The organism is Pseudomonas batumici (assembly GCF_036585405.1).
Classification (GTDB): domain Bacteria; phylum Pseudomonadota; class Gammaproteobacteria; order Pseudomonadales; family Pseudomonadaceae; genus Aquipseudomonas; species Aquipseudomonas batumici.
On the sequence record NZ_CP144470.1, the window covers coordinates 3,291,685 to 3,306,644 of the forward strand.

General features: G+C 61.9%; 12 protein-coding genes. 1 reads left to right on the plus strand and 11 read right to left on the minus strand.

Annotated features, from left to right (window positions below; all coding sequences use genetic code 11):
- Positions 1-19: 19 nt before the first annotated feature.
- Positions 20-1,441, minus strand: a complete 1,422-nt coding sequence (gene hldE, locus NUH87_RS14860; protein ID WP_338526612.1) for a bifunctional D-glycero-beta-D-manno-heptose-7-phosphate kinase/D-glycero-beta-D-manno-heptose 1-phosphate adenylyltransferase HldE — start codon at positions 1,439-1,441, stop codon at positions 20-22.
- 113 nt (positions 1,442-1,554) lie between these two features.
- Complete coding sequence (gene msbA, locus NUH87_RS14865; protein ID WP_338526613.1) at positions 1,555-3,360, minus strand: lipid A export permease/ATP-binding protein MsbA; 1,806 nt, start codon at positions 3,358-3,360, stop codon at positions 1,555-1,557.
- A 158-nt stretch (positions 3,361-3,518) separates the two neighbouring features.
- On the opposite strand from msbA, the gene NUH87_RS14870 reads away from it, so the two are divergent.
- Positions 3,519-4,724, plus strand: a complete 1,206-nt coding sequence (locus NUH87_RS14870) for an O-antigen ligase family protein (RefSeq protein ID WP_338526614.1) — start codon at positions 3,519-3,521, stop codon at positions 4,722-4,724.
- A gap of 69 nt (positions 4,725-4,793) precedes the next feature.
- Here the strand turns inward: NUH87_RS14870 and NUH87_RS14875 are convergent, their stop codons facing one another.
- The 9 genes from NUH87_RS14875 to waaF all read right to left on the minus strand — a co-directional run bounded on the left by NUH87_RS14875 (position 4,794) and on the right by waaF (position 14,931).
- Complete coding sequence (locus tag NUH87_RS14875) at positions 4,794-5,417, minus strand: CatB-related O-acetyltransferase (RefSeq protein WP_338526616.1); 624 nt, start codon at positions 5,415-5,417, stop codon at positions 4,794-4,796.
- Between the two features lie 4 nt (positions 5,418-5,421).
- Positions 5,422-6,303 carry a glycosyltransferase family 2 protein gene (locus NUH87_RS14880; RefSeq protein WP_338526617.1) on the minus strand — a complete coding sequence of 294 codons (882 nt, stop codon included), beginning with the start codon at positions 6,301-6,303 and terminating at the stop codon, positions 5,422-5,424.
- The gene (locus tag NUH87_RS14885) at positions 6,300-7,451 is read right to left on the minus strand and encodes a glycosyltransferase family 4 protein (RefSeq protein ID WP_338526618.1); all 1,152 of its coding nucleotides are present in this window, start codon (positions 7,449-7,451) and stop codon (positions 6,300-6,302) included. The genes NUH87_RS14880 and NUH87_RS14885 overlap by 4 nt, the downstream gene beginning before the upstream one ends.
- 36 nt (positions 7,452-7,487) lie before the next feature.
- On the minus strand, positions 7,488-9,245 hold the full coding sequence (locus NUH87_RS14890) for a carbamoyltransferase family protein (RefSeq protein ID WP_040063781.1): 1,758 nt from the start codon (positions 9,243-9,245) through the stop codon (positions 7,488-7,490).
- A 168-nt stretch (positions 9,246-9,413) separates the two neighbouring features.
- Positions 9,414-10,868, minus strand: coding sequence for a lipopolysaccharide kinase InaA family protein (locus NUH87_RS14895; RefSeq protein WP_338526620.1), 1,455 nt, complete (start codon positions 10,866-10,868; stop codon positions 9,414-9,416).
- Positions 10,869-10,907: 39 nt separating this feature from the next.
- Positions 10,908-11,714 carry a lipopolysaccharide core heptose(I) kinase RfaP gene (gene rfaP, locus NUH87_RS14900; RefSeq protein ID WP_338526621.1) on the minus strand — a complete coding sequence of 269 codons (807 nt, stop codon included), beginning with the start codon at positions 11,712-11,714 and terminating at the stop codon, positions 10,908-10,910.
- Between the two features lie 5 nt (positions 11,715-11,719).
- Positions 11,720-12,835, minus strand: coding sequence for a glycosyltransferase family 4 protein (locus NUH87_RS14905; protein WP_338526623.1), 1,116 nt, complete (start codon positions 12,833-12,835; stop codon positions 11,720-11,722).
- A 5-nt stretch (positions 12,836-12,840) separates the two neighbouring features.
- Positions 12,841-13,896 (minus strand): lipopolysaccharide heptosyltransferase I, encoded by a 1,056-nt coding sequence (gene waaC / locus NUH87_RS14910; RefSeq protein WP_338526625.1) that lies wholly within the window; start codon positions 13,894-13,896, stop codon positions 12,841-12,843.
- Positions 13,897-14,931 carry a lipopolysaccharide heptosyltransferase II gene (gene waaF, locus NUH87_RS14915; RefSeq protein ID WP_338526627.1) on the minus strand — a complete coding sequence of 345 codons (1,035 nt, stop codon included), beginning with the start codon at positions 14,929-14,931 and terminating at the stop codon, positions 13,897-13,899.
- Between the last annotated feature and the right edge of the window lie 29 nt (positions 14,932-14,960).

A 14,960-nucleotide genomic window follows, 5' to 3' on the forward strand; every position in this document is an offset into this window, starting at 1 on the left:
CGCACGGGCCTGACGCTTGTCAGTTGCTGCGGATCTTCTCGACAATCGCCGTGGTCGAGCTGTTTTCCACCAGCCCCAGCACTTTCACCGTACCGCCATAGGCCGTCACGATGGAGGCGCCGACCACCTGGTCGATGCCGTAGTCACCGCCCTTGACCAGCACATCCGGCTTGACCTGGGCCAGCAGGTTTTCCGGCGTGCCCTCGGGGAAGCTGATGACCCAGTCCACGGCCCCCAGGCCGGCCAACACCGCCATGCGCCGGTCGACGCTGTTGATCGGACGCCCGGGCCCCTTGAGGCGGCTCACCGAGGCATCGTCATTGACCGCGACGATCAACCGATCGCCCTGGGCCCGCGCCTGCTCCAGGTAGGTCACGTGACCGGCATGGAGAATGTCGAAGCAACCATTGGTGAACACGATCTTCTCGTTGTGCGCCCGCGCATCGTCGACCGCCAGCAGCAACTGCTCCAGGCCCAGCACACCGCGCTCGGAACCTTCCTCGCGCTGGATCGCCCGACGCAGCTCAGGTGCGCTGATGGCCGCTGTGCCGAGCTTGCCGACGACGATACCGGCGGCGAGGTTGGCCAGGGCTACCGCGTGGGGCAACTCTTCGCCCGCGGCGATCGCCGCCGCCAGGGTCGAGATCACCGTATCGCCGGCACCGGTCACGTCGAACACTTCACGGGCCCGGGCCGGCAGGTGCAGCGCCGGATGATCGGGGCGCAGCAGGGTCATGCCGTGCTCGCCACGGGTCACCAGCAAGGCGCCGAGGTCCAGGTCCTGCATCAACCGGGCGCCCTTGGTCACCAGTTCATGCTCATCGGCACAGCCGCCGACGATGGTTTCGAACTCGCTGAGGTTCGGCGTGATCAGGCTCGCACCACGGTAGATCGAAAAGTCCTTGCCCTTGGGGTCGGCGAGCACGGGAATGCCCCGCGCCCGGGCGGCCTGGATCAGGACCTGATGATTCTTCAACGCACCTTTGCCGTAGTCGGACAGCACCAGCACCTTGATGCCTTCGAGCAAACCATCGACTTCAGCCCCCAGGGCCAGGGCATCGGTGGCGAAGGGTTCTTCAAAGTCGATCCGCAGCAACTGCTGGTGACGGCTCATGACCCGCAGTTTGACGATGGTCGGCTGGTGCGCAATGCGCTGGAACAGGGCCCGGACCCCGGCCCCCGTGAGACTGTTGGCCAGGCTGTCGGCGGCCTCGTCGTCCCCGGTGACCCCCACCAGCGATGCCGGGGCACCCAGGGCGGCGATGTTCAGGGCAACGTTGGCGGCGCCGCCGGGGCGGTCTTCGATGTGCTCGACCTTGACCACCGGTACCGGTGCCTCAGGGGAAATCCGTGAGGTACCACCATGCCAGTAACGGTCGAGCATGACATCGCCGACCACCAAGACAGGGGCTTGATCGAATCGCGGCATGGACAACTTCATGGAGCAACCCACATAAAAAATGAACAAGGGCGCGATATTAACACAGGGTTGCCGAAGGCTTGCCTAGACAAAAACAGGGCGCAACAATCGACATTGCGCGCCCTGCCAATGGATCAGACGATCCCGACGTGCGCCGGTTCGTCCAGGCCCATCGCGTTGAGCCGGGCGTAGTAACCGTTCTGGGCCAGCAGCTCGGCATGGGTGCCGCGCTCGACGATACGGCCCTGGTCCATGACCAGAATCAGGTCGGCCTTCTCGATCGTCGACAGGCGGTGGGCGATCACCAGGGTGGTGCGCCCTTTCATCGCATGATCCAGGGCTGCCTGGATATGCCGCTCCGACTCGGTGTCGAGGGCCGAGGTCGCTTCGTCGAGGATCAACAGCGGGGCGTTCTTGAGCAGCGCCCGGGCGATTGCCAGACGCTGGCGCTGACCGCCGGAAAGCAGCACACCGTTTTCACCCACGACGGTGTCAAAGCCCTGGGGCAACTGTTCGACGAAATCCTTGGCATAGGCATCCGCCGCCGCCGCCTCGATATCGGCCCGGGGCGCGCCGGCCAGATCGCCGTAGGCGATATTGTTCGCCACGGTGTCGCTGAACAGCGTGACATGCTGGGTCACCTGGGCGATGTGCCGACGCAGGTTCAGCAGCCGATAGTCCTCGATCTCCACGCCATCAAGCAGAATCTCGCCGTGGTCATGGTGATAGAAGCGCGGGATCAAGGCCGCCAGGGTCGATTTGCCGCTGCCGGAGCGTCCGACCAGAGCCACCATCTGGCCAGGTTCGACACTGAAGCTGACATTGTCCAGGACCTGGCGGTCGGTTCCCGGATAGGTAAAGCTCAGGTTGCGCACTTCCAGATGGCCACTGATCGACTCGCGTTCCACGGTACCGCTGTCAACTTCCGGGGTGACATCGAGTTGCTCGAAGATGCTTTCGGCACCGGCCACGCCCTTCTGGATCGTGGAGCTGACTTCGGACAGCTGGCGGATCGGCTTGGGCAGCAAGCCCGCCAGGGTGATGTAGGCAATCATGTCGCCCGCCGAAGCATCGCCACGCAGGTAGAGCACCAGGAACAACAGCACCGCCATGGCGGTGTAGATCACCATCTGCAACAACGGCGTATAGATCGCCCCGGTGCGGGTCATGCGCAACTGCCGGTCGGTGTTGCTCAGGCTGGCCTTGAGGAAGCGCCGCTGCTCGTAGGTTTCACCGCCGAAGCTGCGAACCACGCGATAGCCCTGGATGGTTTCCGAGGCGACATGGGTGACGTCGCCCATGGCGACCTGGATCTTCTTGCTCTGTTTGCGAAACTTGCTGCTGGACGAGCTGACCATCACCGCGATCAACGGCAGGATGGCAACCATCACCAGCGTCAGGCGCCAGTTCATCCACAGCAGCGAGAGAAACAGGAACACCACGGTCATGCCTTCGCGAATCACCACCTTGATCGCGTCGGTCACCGCCCCGGTGACCATGGTCACGTTGAAGGTAATGCGCGAGATCAGATGCCCGGAGTTGTGGGTATCGAAATAACGATTGGGCAAGGTCAACAAGTTGTTGAACAGTTCCACCCGCAGATCGTGGACCAGGCCCAGGGACACCCTGGCCAGGAAGAAGTTACCCAGGTAGGAACCCAATCCTTGCCAGGCGGCGATCAGCACGAGCAGCAGCGGCACGGCCTGCAGCAGCCGCAGGTCGCGCAGGTAGGGCACCGTTGGAAACAGGGCGGCTTGTGGGTCGGAAAGGCCGTCGACGAAATATTTCAGGATGTAGCCGAGCATCGGCTGGGTCGAAGCAAATATCAGGAAACCCACGATACTCAGCGCGAACAGGCCGATATAAGGCCGGACGTAGCCGAGTAGGCGGAAATATACTTTCAAGCTCGATGGGCTTGCGCTGAGACTGGATTCGGTCATATCACGCGGCGGTCATGAAAAAGGACGCTGACTTTAGCACAGCTTCCCGGGTCTATTTGCACAGGACGCACCCGACAATTCCGGGCCCTGACCAATGACATTGAAATGCTACCCACTTATGATGGGCGGCGATCCCATCGGCGGAATGACCTACCTGCATGCAATTCAATCGTCTTACCTCTGCTTCAAACCGTATTTTCGACTTCCTGTGTCAATGGGTTCTGCCGCTGGGATTGCTGATTCTGCTTTCAGGGATGTTCTATCTCAAGAGCCGTAGCACGCTGGCTTCGTTCTATCTCGGGTTGTTCGGCATTCCTTCACTGCTGATGCTCTGCCTGCGTCCAAGGGAAATCAAGACACTGCTGGGTGAGCCGATTTTTGCCGGGTTCCTGGCGCTGTGTATCTGGGTCTGCCTGAGCCTTTTCTGGAGCCCTTCAGAGAGCACGGATTTCGGCTTGATGAAAATCCCCCTGCAATCGCTCATGCTCTTCGCCGGTTGCGCCATGCTGCTGCAGTACCGTAGCGAGGCCTTGAGCCCCCTGATGTTCTGCGCGGCGATCATTGCCCTGATCGCGACCATCAGCTACCTCGTGCCGTTTATAAGCACCTATGCGCCAGGCCACCGGATGGTCGGAGGCGGAGCCTTCACCAACCCGCTGCTGAGCTCTCACCTGTTCGGTTTTTTCTGTATTTACTGGTTGTTCATCTGCATTACCAGCCAGCGCCTGTCAGTCCTCTGGCTCAGTGTGCCGGCCATGGCCGTCATGTTGATCGCGATCCTGGCAACGGGCTCACGCACACCTCTGGTGGCCCTTGCCCTGTCCATCGTGTGGCTCGGTATCGTCAGCCGCAATCGAAGGTCCCTGGTATTGATCGCGGGCATGCTGCTGGGGTCCGCAGCCATTCTGCTGTTGTTCCCGGAGATACTGGGCGACCGCGGCAGCTCCTATCGTCCACAGATCTGGCAAATTGCCTTGGGGCGAATCGCCGAGCATCCCTGGATCGGTCATGGGTACGACGCCGAGCTGAGCATCGATGTCGGCTTGGGCTATTCGCTGCTGGAACCCCACAATTTTGCCCTGGGGGTTCTCTACTACATCGGTATCATCGGGATGATCCCTTGGGCGTTCGTGTTGCTGCGGGGACTGTTCTGCGGCTACCAGCAGCGTCTCCAACCACTGTTCATCCTCGCCTCCACCCTGCTGGTCTACGGCATTGGCGCGGGTCTGGCCGAAGGTGGCGCAATACTCACACGGCCGCGTGAGCACTGGTTCCTGCTGTGGATCCCCCTGGCCCTGATCGCCGCGCTCAGCATCGCCAACCGCCGCAATCAACTGGCAAAGAGCAAACAGACCCAAGCTTGAGTCGTGGCCTGCTCATCTCCGCGCCGTCGCTAGACGGCAATGCCCCAGGACGCGTACGCCCTTCACAACTCAAGAGGGTGTGCGTTCCCTGGCGTAGTCCAGGAATCCGCTGATGTCGTCGCTGCAGAGCTTGCCGACCACCGCCTGCACCTCTTCCTTCGGCCAACTCCACCAGGCACTTTGCAACAGCGCAAGGCGCTGCTCTTCTGGAAAGCGCCACTTCAGAAAGCGCGCCGGATTGCCGCCGACCACGGCATAGGGCTCGACATCCCGGGTCACCAGCGCACCGGCGGCAACAATAGCGCCATCGCCGATGGTCACGCCTGACAGCACGGTGCAATTGGAACAGAGCCATACATCGTTGCCGACCCTGACGTCACCATGGGAACCGCCATAGCCGGCAATAGGCGACGCCTGCGGCAACATGGCAGGGAACGGGAAAGTACTCACCCAATCAGCGCGATGATGACCACCCAGGAAAATCTGTACGCCCGTGGCGATCGAACAATAGGCACCGATACGCAACGTCGTACCTTCATGCCAATCATGGACCTGCGGTACGCCATAACTGCCGTAGCCATAATCGTAGTCGGGGTACCGGAGGCGGAAACGGGCGCCTCCCTGCTCGATTTTCGGCAGTTTGCGAATGGCGCGCCTGGAGCGCTTTTCCAGATAGCGTTTAAGCCAGCCCACGCCGTCAACCCCTATGCTGCGACGAGAAGAACAAACGCCCCAGACCGCGCAAGGTCTTGCGATCGAAATATGTGAACGGGAGTTGCTTGAGCAGCTCGCGGGCCAGTGCCCGATCTCGATTGGCGACTTTGACAAACATCGAATTCAGGAATTTGTAACGCGCGATATCGTAGCCCGGATGGTCACTGAACAACGCATAGGTCTTGAGCACGTTCTCGATCATGAACCGATGATTCTTGGACGTGTTGGTCGGATGCTGGCGGTACTGGGCCATGACCACATTCAGGACATCGATGTAATAACCGGCGTGGGTGATCTTGAGTTCGATACACAGATCCTCCAGGGGAATATCCGGATCGAAGCCGCCGACCTTGTCCAGGGCCTCACGCCGCAACATCAGCGTCGGTGCCGGCGGGAACGGCTTGAGCCCCATGAACATGTCGTCGAAGCTCAAGCGCCGGAATGGCCGATCACGGCGCTGGCGCTTTTCCGACCTCAGTTCGCCATGGCTATCAATGAGCTCCATATTGCCGGCACAGATACCCACTTCGGGCTTATCCGCCATATGCGCAACCTGGATGGCGATCCGCTCGGGAAACATGATGTCATCGGAGCCGAAAGAGACGATCAGGCTCCCTTTGGTCCGGGCAATGGCACCATTGAGGGTGCGCGTCAGCCCCTGGTTCTGCTGGGTCCGGAAATCAAAACCATGCTCGGCCTGCAAACGCGTGATGCGCTCGACGCTATCGTCCTTCGAACCATCGTCGACCACCAACAGCTCAATATTCGGGTAGGTCTGGCCCAGCACGCTCAGGATACTCTGCTCGATGTAGGGTCCATGGTTGTAGGAAGCAATGACAACCGAAACCAGCGGCTGAGAACTCATGCCCGACCCGCCTCGCGCAGACCGGTTTCGATCACGTCCAGGTACTTTTGCCTGAACTCCTTGAGCGTGTGATTCTCCTCCAGGTAACGGAAGGCCTGCTCGCCCTTGGCGCGCAGTTGCTCGTCACTCATCGCCAGATAGGTATCCAGCGCCGCCGCCAGCTGCTCCACATTGCCCGGATCGTGGGACAGGCCGCCGGCGCCTTGCACCAGCGGCAACATCGCCGGGACGTTGGAAGCAATGACCGGCAAGTGCCCGCTCATCCCCTCCAGCAAGGCCAGACCCAACCCTTCGGTCAGCGAAGGCATGGTCCAGATATCAAACGCCCGCACGTACTTCATGGCGTCTTCTCGAAAACCGGCCAGATGCGCGCGCCCGGTCAGCCCCAGACGCTCGATGTCGGCCCGCAGGTCCGCTTCGGCGCGCCCGGAACCAATGATCGCCACCTGGGCGTTCGGGTACTTGTCCTTGAGCAAGGCAAAAGCCTGCAGCAAATGGTTATGCCCCTTGATCGGCACCAGGCGACCCAATGCCCCGATGACCCTCGGCCCGAGCGCAAGGCCCAATGCCTCGCGGGCCTGCTCGCGTGACAACTGCAAAGCCTCGGACTGCTCGATATCGATGGCATTGGTGACATAGGTGGTGTTCTGCAGCGTGAAGCCGCAGTTCAACCCCACGAGATAATCCCTGACTGCCGGCGAAACACCCACAAATCGCCAGCTCGGACTGACCCAACGCTGATGATGAACACGACGATAGACACGCTCGTATTCTTCGACCCCATGGACGACCGCCATGCACAACGGGATTTTCAGCCAGCGGTTGAGCGTCAGCATCATGTTCACTGACTTGTAGCGGTTGCAAATCACCACGTCGAACTTTTGCTCGCGGCAGTACTTGTAGATCTGCCACATGGCCCCCAGGCGACGGATTCCCTTGATGGCCTTATAGGGAAACTCGAAGTACTTGGAGTGCTCCGCCACGCTCAAGGGTTGCCCGGGCTCCCGGCGTCCCCTGAGATAGGCCGAAGTCACCTCGAAGCGCTCTACCGGAAGCGATTTGACAATCTGCTCCCCCAGATCGGCAAAGTCATTTTCCTTTACCCGGTAATCCGGCAGTAACTGCAAAACCTTGAAGCGGGGCTTCATACATTCTCCGTGCAGCAGTGATGCAGGCAGACACCATCAACCAAGCGAGTCATAGGCCTGCGCCCCCTCCTTGACCACCAGGATGTCCTCCATGATCAGGTACTGCAGGTCCGAGCCGAAGAACATGTTCAGGGCATCGGTGGGCGAGCAGATCATCGGTTCGCCGCGACGGTTCAACGAGGTGTTCAGCGACACGCCATTGCCGGTCAGCACCTCCAGCGCCTTCATCATGTCGTAGTAGCGCGGGTTGTATTCGCGCTTGAGCACCTGGGCCCGGGAGGTGCCGTCCTCATGGACGACTTCCGGCACACGGGTCTTCCACTCTTCAGCCACTTCGAAGGTGAAGGTCATGAAAGGCGCCGGGTGATCGATCTTGATCATCTGTGGCGCGACGGTGTCGAGCATCGACGGGCAGAAAGGCCTCCAGCGCTCGCGGAACTTGATCTGGTGGTTGATCCGATCCGCCACGCCGGCGACGCTCGGGCAACCGATGATCGAACGGCCGCCCAGGGCCCGCGGACCGAACTCCATGCGACCCTGGAACCAGGCCACCGGATTGCCATCGACCATGATCTTGGCGATCTGCTCCGGCATGTTGTCGAGCTTGCGCCACTTCGGCGCGTTCTCGTGACGCGCGCAGGCGGCAATCACGTCCTCGTTGCTGTAGGACGGGCCGAGATAGACATGCTCCATCTTCTCCACCGGCACACCACGAGCGTGGGACACGTAGGCCGCCGCGCCCACCGCCGTACCGGCGTCGCCGGAAGCCGGTTGCACGAACAACTCCTTGATGTCGTCGCGGGCAATGATCTTCTGGTTCAGCTTGACGTTCAGCGCACAACCGCCGGCAAACGCCAGCTTGCCGGTTTCCTTGAGAACATCGCCCAGGTAGTGGTCGATCATCTGCAGCGAGATCTTCTCGAACAGCGCCTGGATGCTGGCGGCGTAGTGAATGTACGGCTCGTCGGCCACATCGCCCTGGCGCTTGGGGCCCAGCCATTCGATCAGTTTCGGCGTGAAGAAGAAGCCCTTGCCCTTCTCCTTGTAGCGACGCAGGCCGACGACGTTGGCGTAGTCGGTGTTGATCACCAGTTCGCCGTTTTCGAACGAGGCCAGGCGCGAAAAGTCATACTTGCTGGCATCGCCGTAAGGGGCCATGCCCATCACCTTGAACTCGCCGTCGAGCATATCGAAGCCGAGGAACTCGGTGATCGCGCCGTACAGGCCGCCCAGGGAGTCCGGATCGTAGAACTCCTTGATCTTGTGGATCTTGCCGTTTTCGCCGTAGCCGAAGAAAGTGGTGGCGTACTCGCCCTTGCCGTCGATACCGAGGATCGCGGTTTTTTCCTTGAACCCGGAACAGTGGTAGGCACTGGACGCGTGGGCCAGGTGGTGCTCGACCGGTTCGATCTTGATTTTCTTCGGATCGAAGCCCAGTTGCTCCAGGCACCAGACGATCTTGCTGCGATAGCGCTTGTAGCGGCGGTTGCCCATCAGGATCGCATCGAGGGCGCGATCCGGGGCGTACCAGTAGCGCTTGGCGTACTGCCAGCGGGCCTTGCCGAACAGGCTGATGGGGGCGAACGGAATGGCCACCACATCGACGTCGGACGGTTTGATACCGGCCTGCTCCAGGCAGAACTTCGCCGACTCGTAGGGCATGCGGTTCTTTGCATGCTTATCGCGCACGAAGCGTTCTTCTTCAGCGGCCGCGACCAGCTTGCCGTCAATGTACAGGGCGGCGGAAGGATCATGGCTAAGGGCGCCGGACAGGCCAAGAATCGTCAATGCCACAGGGGTCTAGCCTCTTGAAAGTCTGCATGCAGGCGGCAATGCGCCTGAGAAAATGTGTTCCCGCCAAGGGCGGCAAACAGCTAAAGGGCGGGATTATAGCAAGGATTACCCAGGGAACTGACACTGGGCAGACGATCAATCTCGCTTCGCCTACCCCTCTTTCCCAACTCAGTTCTGGGGGAGCGCACTCGACCGGGGCAAGCGCTGGTCAATCACCTGATACAACGCACTGCTCGCCGGCCAGTTGCGCATGAAACGCGCGCGATCCCGGGCATAGGCCTTGGCAAAGCTGTGCGGCGAGGCATGCTGGCGCATCGAATCCAGATCGATCAGCACCCAGCGGTCATCCTGCCAGAACAGGTTATGCCCCTTGAAATCACCGTGACTGATACGTTCGCGAATCAACTCGGCAAACAACTGCTCCAGCGCCTCGAGTTCGGTCGGCGGCACTTCGCCCGACTCCACGTACGGCGCAAAGCGCTCGATCACATCCGGCCCGGCCAGGTGCTCGGTGAGCAGATAGGCGCGGCTGCGCAGCCAGAAAAACCGGCGCTCCAGCACGGCGAGCGGCTTGGGCGTGGCGATCCCGAGGAACTCCAGGCGATTGCCCTCGCGCCAGGAATGCCAAGCCCGGGTCGGCCGCCAGAAACGCTTGAGCCAATGGCTGAAACCCTTGATGTTGTAGCGTTTAAGGACCAGCGGACGGCCGTCGATATCGACCCGCCCCACCGTTGCCGAGCCGCCATTCTTGTACAGCGGACCTTGCGCGAGCAGCGCATCGGCCTGTTCCAGCACCGGGCCCAGCAGCGCCTCTTCTTCGCGACGAATCGCCCGCAGGCCGAACGCCCCATCGCGGACACTGAACAGCGTGCACTCACGCGCCACCTTGCGCAAAAAGTCCTTCAAGCGCCAGCCGCGCACCTTGTCCACCTGTTTGAGCAAGGCCTCCAGCGGTAACGCATGCTCGCCGTTGCTCAACAGGTAATGCACCAGCAGCTCTTCGATAAAGGGTTCGAGCGCCTTGGGCAACTGGGCGAAAAACACCCCGAGGTTTTCCAGCACCTTCTGCCGCGACAAAGGCTTGCCCGCCTGTTCGACGCGGATTCCGGCACCATCGATCAAATACAGCTTGCCGTCCTGGAGCAGCAGATTGTCCAGGTGCAGGTCGTCCTGCCACAGGCCCTTGCCGTGCATCTGCGCAATCGCCGTCAGCGCCTTGGCCAACACCTGTTGCTGCTCATCGGCCAGCAGCGGCAGCGATTCAACCTTGCTCCAGGCATCAGCCAGGCTCTCGGCGCCGTCGAGAAACTCGAACAGCAACCAGCCGCCCTCGCCTTGCTTCAGGCCATCGACCAACAACAGCGGCGTGCTCAGGCCTTGCTCGGCCAACAGTCGAGCACCTCGTCGCTCACGCTGGAAGTGCCGTGCCGCCTTGCGCCCCACCAGCAATTTGGCGAGCACCGTACGCCCACGCCAGACCCCGGCACCGACATAACGCCGGCCAGGCAGCACACGCAACAGACTCAACAACTGCAGTTGCGCGCTGCCGGCGGCATCCTCCAACTCCACGCCCAGGGGCAATACAGGAGCGCGTCCGGCCGCTTTCAATTCAGACAAATGCATCAACGATTTCCCTCCACGAACGACGCAGGCGCAGCAACATCAAAGTGCGCCGCCGTAGCGCTGTTTGCGCCGGTAGAGTTTTTCCGCCCTGCGCTCCAGCCAGGCCAACAGCGGCGCTTCATCACGCAGGATCTGGCGCAGCGGCTGCCGGAAGTAGCCCTTCAGGAAGCGCAGCTTGTCGCGCCGGGTCAAACCGATATCCAGCGCCGAGAAATAGAGTCCCGCCAGATCCTTGTTGCGCCAGCGCAGCGGGATGGCCGCACGGGTCTGGGCACGGTGCAGGTCGATGACCGAGAGCTTGAAGTCGTCGGCAGTCACCGTCTTGTCGGTATGCAGCAGGAAGTGGCAGATATAGCAGTCGCGATGATTGACCCCGGCACGGTGCATCATGCCGGTCATACGCGCCACCTCGGCGATCAGCGCACGCTTGAGCCGCGGCTCCGGCGGCTGCTTGGGCCAATCCATGCAGTAGAATTCGAGGCTGATGGTCGGCGCCAATTCCTCAGTGACGATGAACGAGTGCTGGTCCGCCGGATTGCTGCCACGTTCGCCATAGGCCACGGCGGTCATGGTCGGCACCCCGGCTTCCTGCAGGCGCTGGATCGCCTGCCACTCCTGGCCCGCACCGAGGACCGGCAGCTTGGCGGTCAACAGGTTCTTGAAGATCTCGCGCCAGCCAATGCCACGGTGGATCTTCACGAAATAGCCCCGGCCGGCGACTTCCGTACGCAAGGTACGGCGGGCTTCCAGCTCACGGTAAACCTCCCCCTCCAGGCGCTCGACCTCGGCGAACGCATCGCGTCCGCCCCACAAGTGCTTGAACGGTTCGGCCAGCATCAACTTCATCGGTATCACTCCGCCAGGATCTTATCTGCCGCGCGCTGCGGCAGGCTGTAGAGGTCGGTCGTCTCGGCGAAGGCCAGGCCATGCCGGCTCCACGTCAGGCGCGCGGCCTGATCGGACAACATCCGCTCCAGGTATCGATTGAGCTGGGCCTGTTCGAAAGGCTCATCCAGCACCAGGCCGCAGTCGGCTTCAGCGATGTAATGGGCATAACCGCAGACCCCGCTCACCAGGGCCGGCAACCCGGCCACCAGGGCCTCAAGCAGAACCATACCGGCATTTTCGTCGTAGGCCGGGTGAATCAGCAAATCAGCGCCCAACAGGAAACGCGGGATATCGCTGCGCCCCTTGAGGAACTGCACCTGCTCGCCCAATCCCAGCGCCACACTCTGCGCCTGGAAAGCCTTGGCGTTGTCCTGCCCGATGACCAGGAACCGGGTGCGTTTTTTCAAGGCCGGCGGCAACGCGGCCAGGGCCTTGAGGCTGCGATCGACGCCCTTCTTCTTGAACCCGGAACCGATCTGCACCATCAGCAGTTCATCGTCCGCCAGCTTGAACTCTCGACGAAACCCGGCGCGGATCTCGGCGGCGTTGGCCGGTGCCCGGCGATCCAGGGAAATCCCCGGCGGGAGCATGTGGAGGCGCTCCAGGGGCGTGTCGTAATACTTGATGAACAGCCGTTGCTCGGCTTCGGAGATCATCAGGATTTCAGCCTTCGCTCCCCTGCCGAACACCGCCCGCTCATACTCGGCGAAATGACGATAGCGACCCGAGAGCCGATACAACGAATTGTGCAGATTCTGCGCCTTGTCCTCATAGCAGCTGTCGGCGGCGTAATAGACATCCAGGTCGGGCATCTTGTTGAAACCGACCAGCCGGTCCACCGGATCCCTGGCCAGATCGGCTTTGATCCAGGCACTGAACTTTGCATAGCGCCGATGATTGAACAACGCCTTGACCGGCACCACCCGCACGTCGAAGCCAGGCGGGATATCGCCTTCCCACTGCAGGGTATAGACACGGATCCGGTGCCCGCGCTGCTGGCATTCCAAGGCGATGCGCATGAAGTCGCGCTGCAAGCCGCCAAAGGAAAAGTATTTGTACAGTACAAAAGCCAGATGCATCAGTGCTATTCCTCGGTCATTAACAGTGCGCTCAGTCGGCTCGCCACACGCTCGGGACTCAACCGCGTGAAGCACAACGGCCACTCGCGCTTCAGATCGAAGCGCTGCTGGTCCTGCGCTGTCGGTACATAGGTGCATTTTTTCTGAAGACAAGGTGCACAGGGAAAGTTGCTCGCCAGATGGATCTGCGACCGGCCATAGGCGCCGGTGAGGGCTGAATTGGTCGGCCCGAACAACGACAGCGTCGGCACATCCAGCGCGGCAGCCAGGTGGCCAAGACCGGTATCGACCGCCACGCAGGCACTGGCGTTGGCCAGTACTTTCGCGATCCCGGCCAGGTTCAGCCTGGGCAGGACCGCGACATGTTTCAGATTGCGGGCGATACGCTCGGCCCGGGCTTTTTCCTCGGCATTGCCCCAGGGCAGCTTCACCGACACGCCCAACGGCCCCAGGCGCACGGCCAGCTCGCGCCAGTAGGCTTCCGGCCAATGCTTGGTGTCCCAGGTGGTACCGTGCAGAAACACCACGAAGGGGGCCTTGCGCGGCAACTCGATCAGCTTGTCGACATTCAGGCCATAGTCGCCCAACCCCTTGGGCAGGTCATACCCCAGCGCAACGGCAAACAATTGGCGCACGCGCTCGACGGCATGCTGACCGCGCGCCACCGCCAGGCGCCGCGAATAAAAGCGGCTGGCCAGGGGTTCGCCGGCCGACTGTTTGTCCAGCCCGGCCACCGGTGCCTTGACATAACGGGTCAGCAAAGCGCTCTTCACCAGGCCCTGGGCATCGATCACCAGATCGTACTGGTTGGCGCGCAGGCTCTGCTTGAAACGCCGCCACTCGCCACTCTTGATCGTCTGCCAGATATTCTTGCGCCAGCGGCGGATCGCCACCGGAATCACCTTGTCCACCGCCGGGTGCCAGCCCGGGACCTCGGCGAACCCCTCCTCGACCACCCAGTCGAAACGGATGCCGGGAATCGCCCGCGCCGCATCGGTGAGCGCCGGCAAGGCGTGAATCACATCGCCCAGGGAAGAGGTCTTGACCAGCAGTACGCGCAATTAGTGGACCTCGACAGCAGTACCGAGCAAACGCTGCAAGGCTTCGTTCACCGGGGTCGGCTCGAGTTGGCGCAGGCAGTTGTAGTGGCCGAAGCGGCAGGTACGATCGAAGCAGGGACTGCACTCCAGGCCCAGGCGGACGATTTCCACCTGGTCCGCCAGCGGCGGGGTGAAAGCCGGCGAAGTCGAGCCGTAGACCGCCACCAGCGGACGGTTCAACGCCGCGGCGACGTGCATCAGTCCCGAGTCGTTGGACACCACCGCATCGGCGCAGGACATCAGGTCGATGGCCTCGGCCAGGGAGGTGTCGCCACTGAGGTTCACCGCCTCCTCCCGCAGGCCCGGGATCAATCGCTGGCGAATGTCCTCGCCGACCGCATGATCGTTCTTCGAACCGAACAGCCAGACCTGCCACCCCTCGCGAATCCGCGCCTCGGCGACCTTCGCGTAGTGCTCCGACGGCCAACGCTTGGACTCGCCGAACTCGGCTCCCGGGCACAGCGCCAGCACCGGGCGATCCAGGCTCAGTTCGAACTTGGCCAGCGCCGCGTCGCGGCTGGCGGGGTCGATCCGCAGGCTGGGGCGCGGATACGGCGTCGGCAGGTTCTCACCCGGCGCGTAGGCCAGGGCCATGAAGCGCTCGATCATCAGCGGATAACGTTCCTTGTCCAGCTTGCGCACATCGTTGAGCAGGCCGAAGCGCAACTCGCCGCGCCAGCCGGTGCGCTTCGGCACGCCGGCAAAAAACGGCACCAGGGCCGACTTCAGCGAGTTGGGCAGCAGGATCGCCTGGTCGTATCGACCGGCCAGGGATTTGCCGATGCGCCGCCGCGTGGCCAGTTCCAGAGCGCCGTGGCCGAGCGGAAAGCTCAAGGCGGCCCGGACTTCAGGCATGCGCTCGAGGATCGGGCGGCTCCATTCCGGGGCCAGCACATCGATCTCGCACTGCGGATGACGCTGCTTCAGGCACTGGAACAGTGTCTGAGCCATCACCATGTCACCGACCCAGCTGGGCCCAACGATCAGAATATTCATAGGCTTCCACAAACGATGCGGGGAGGCAT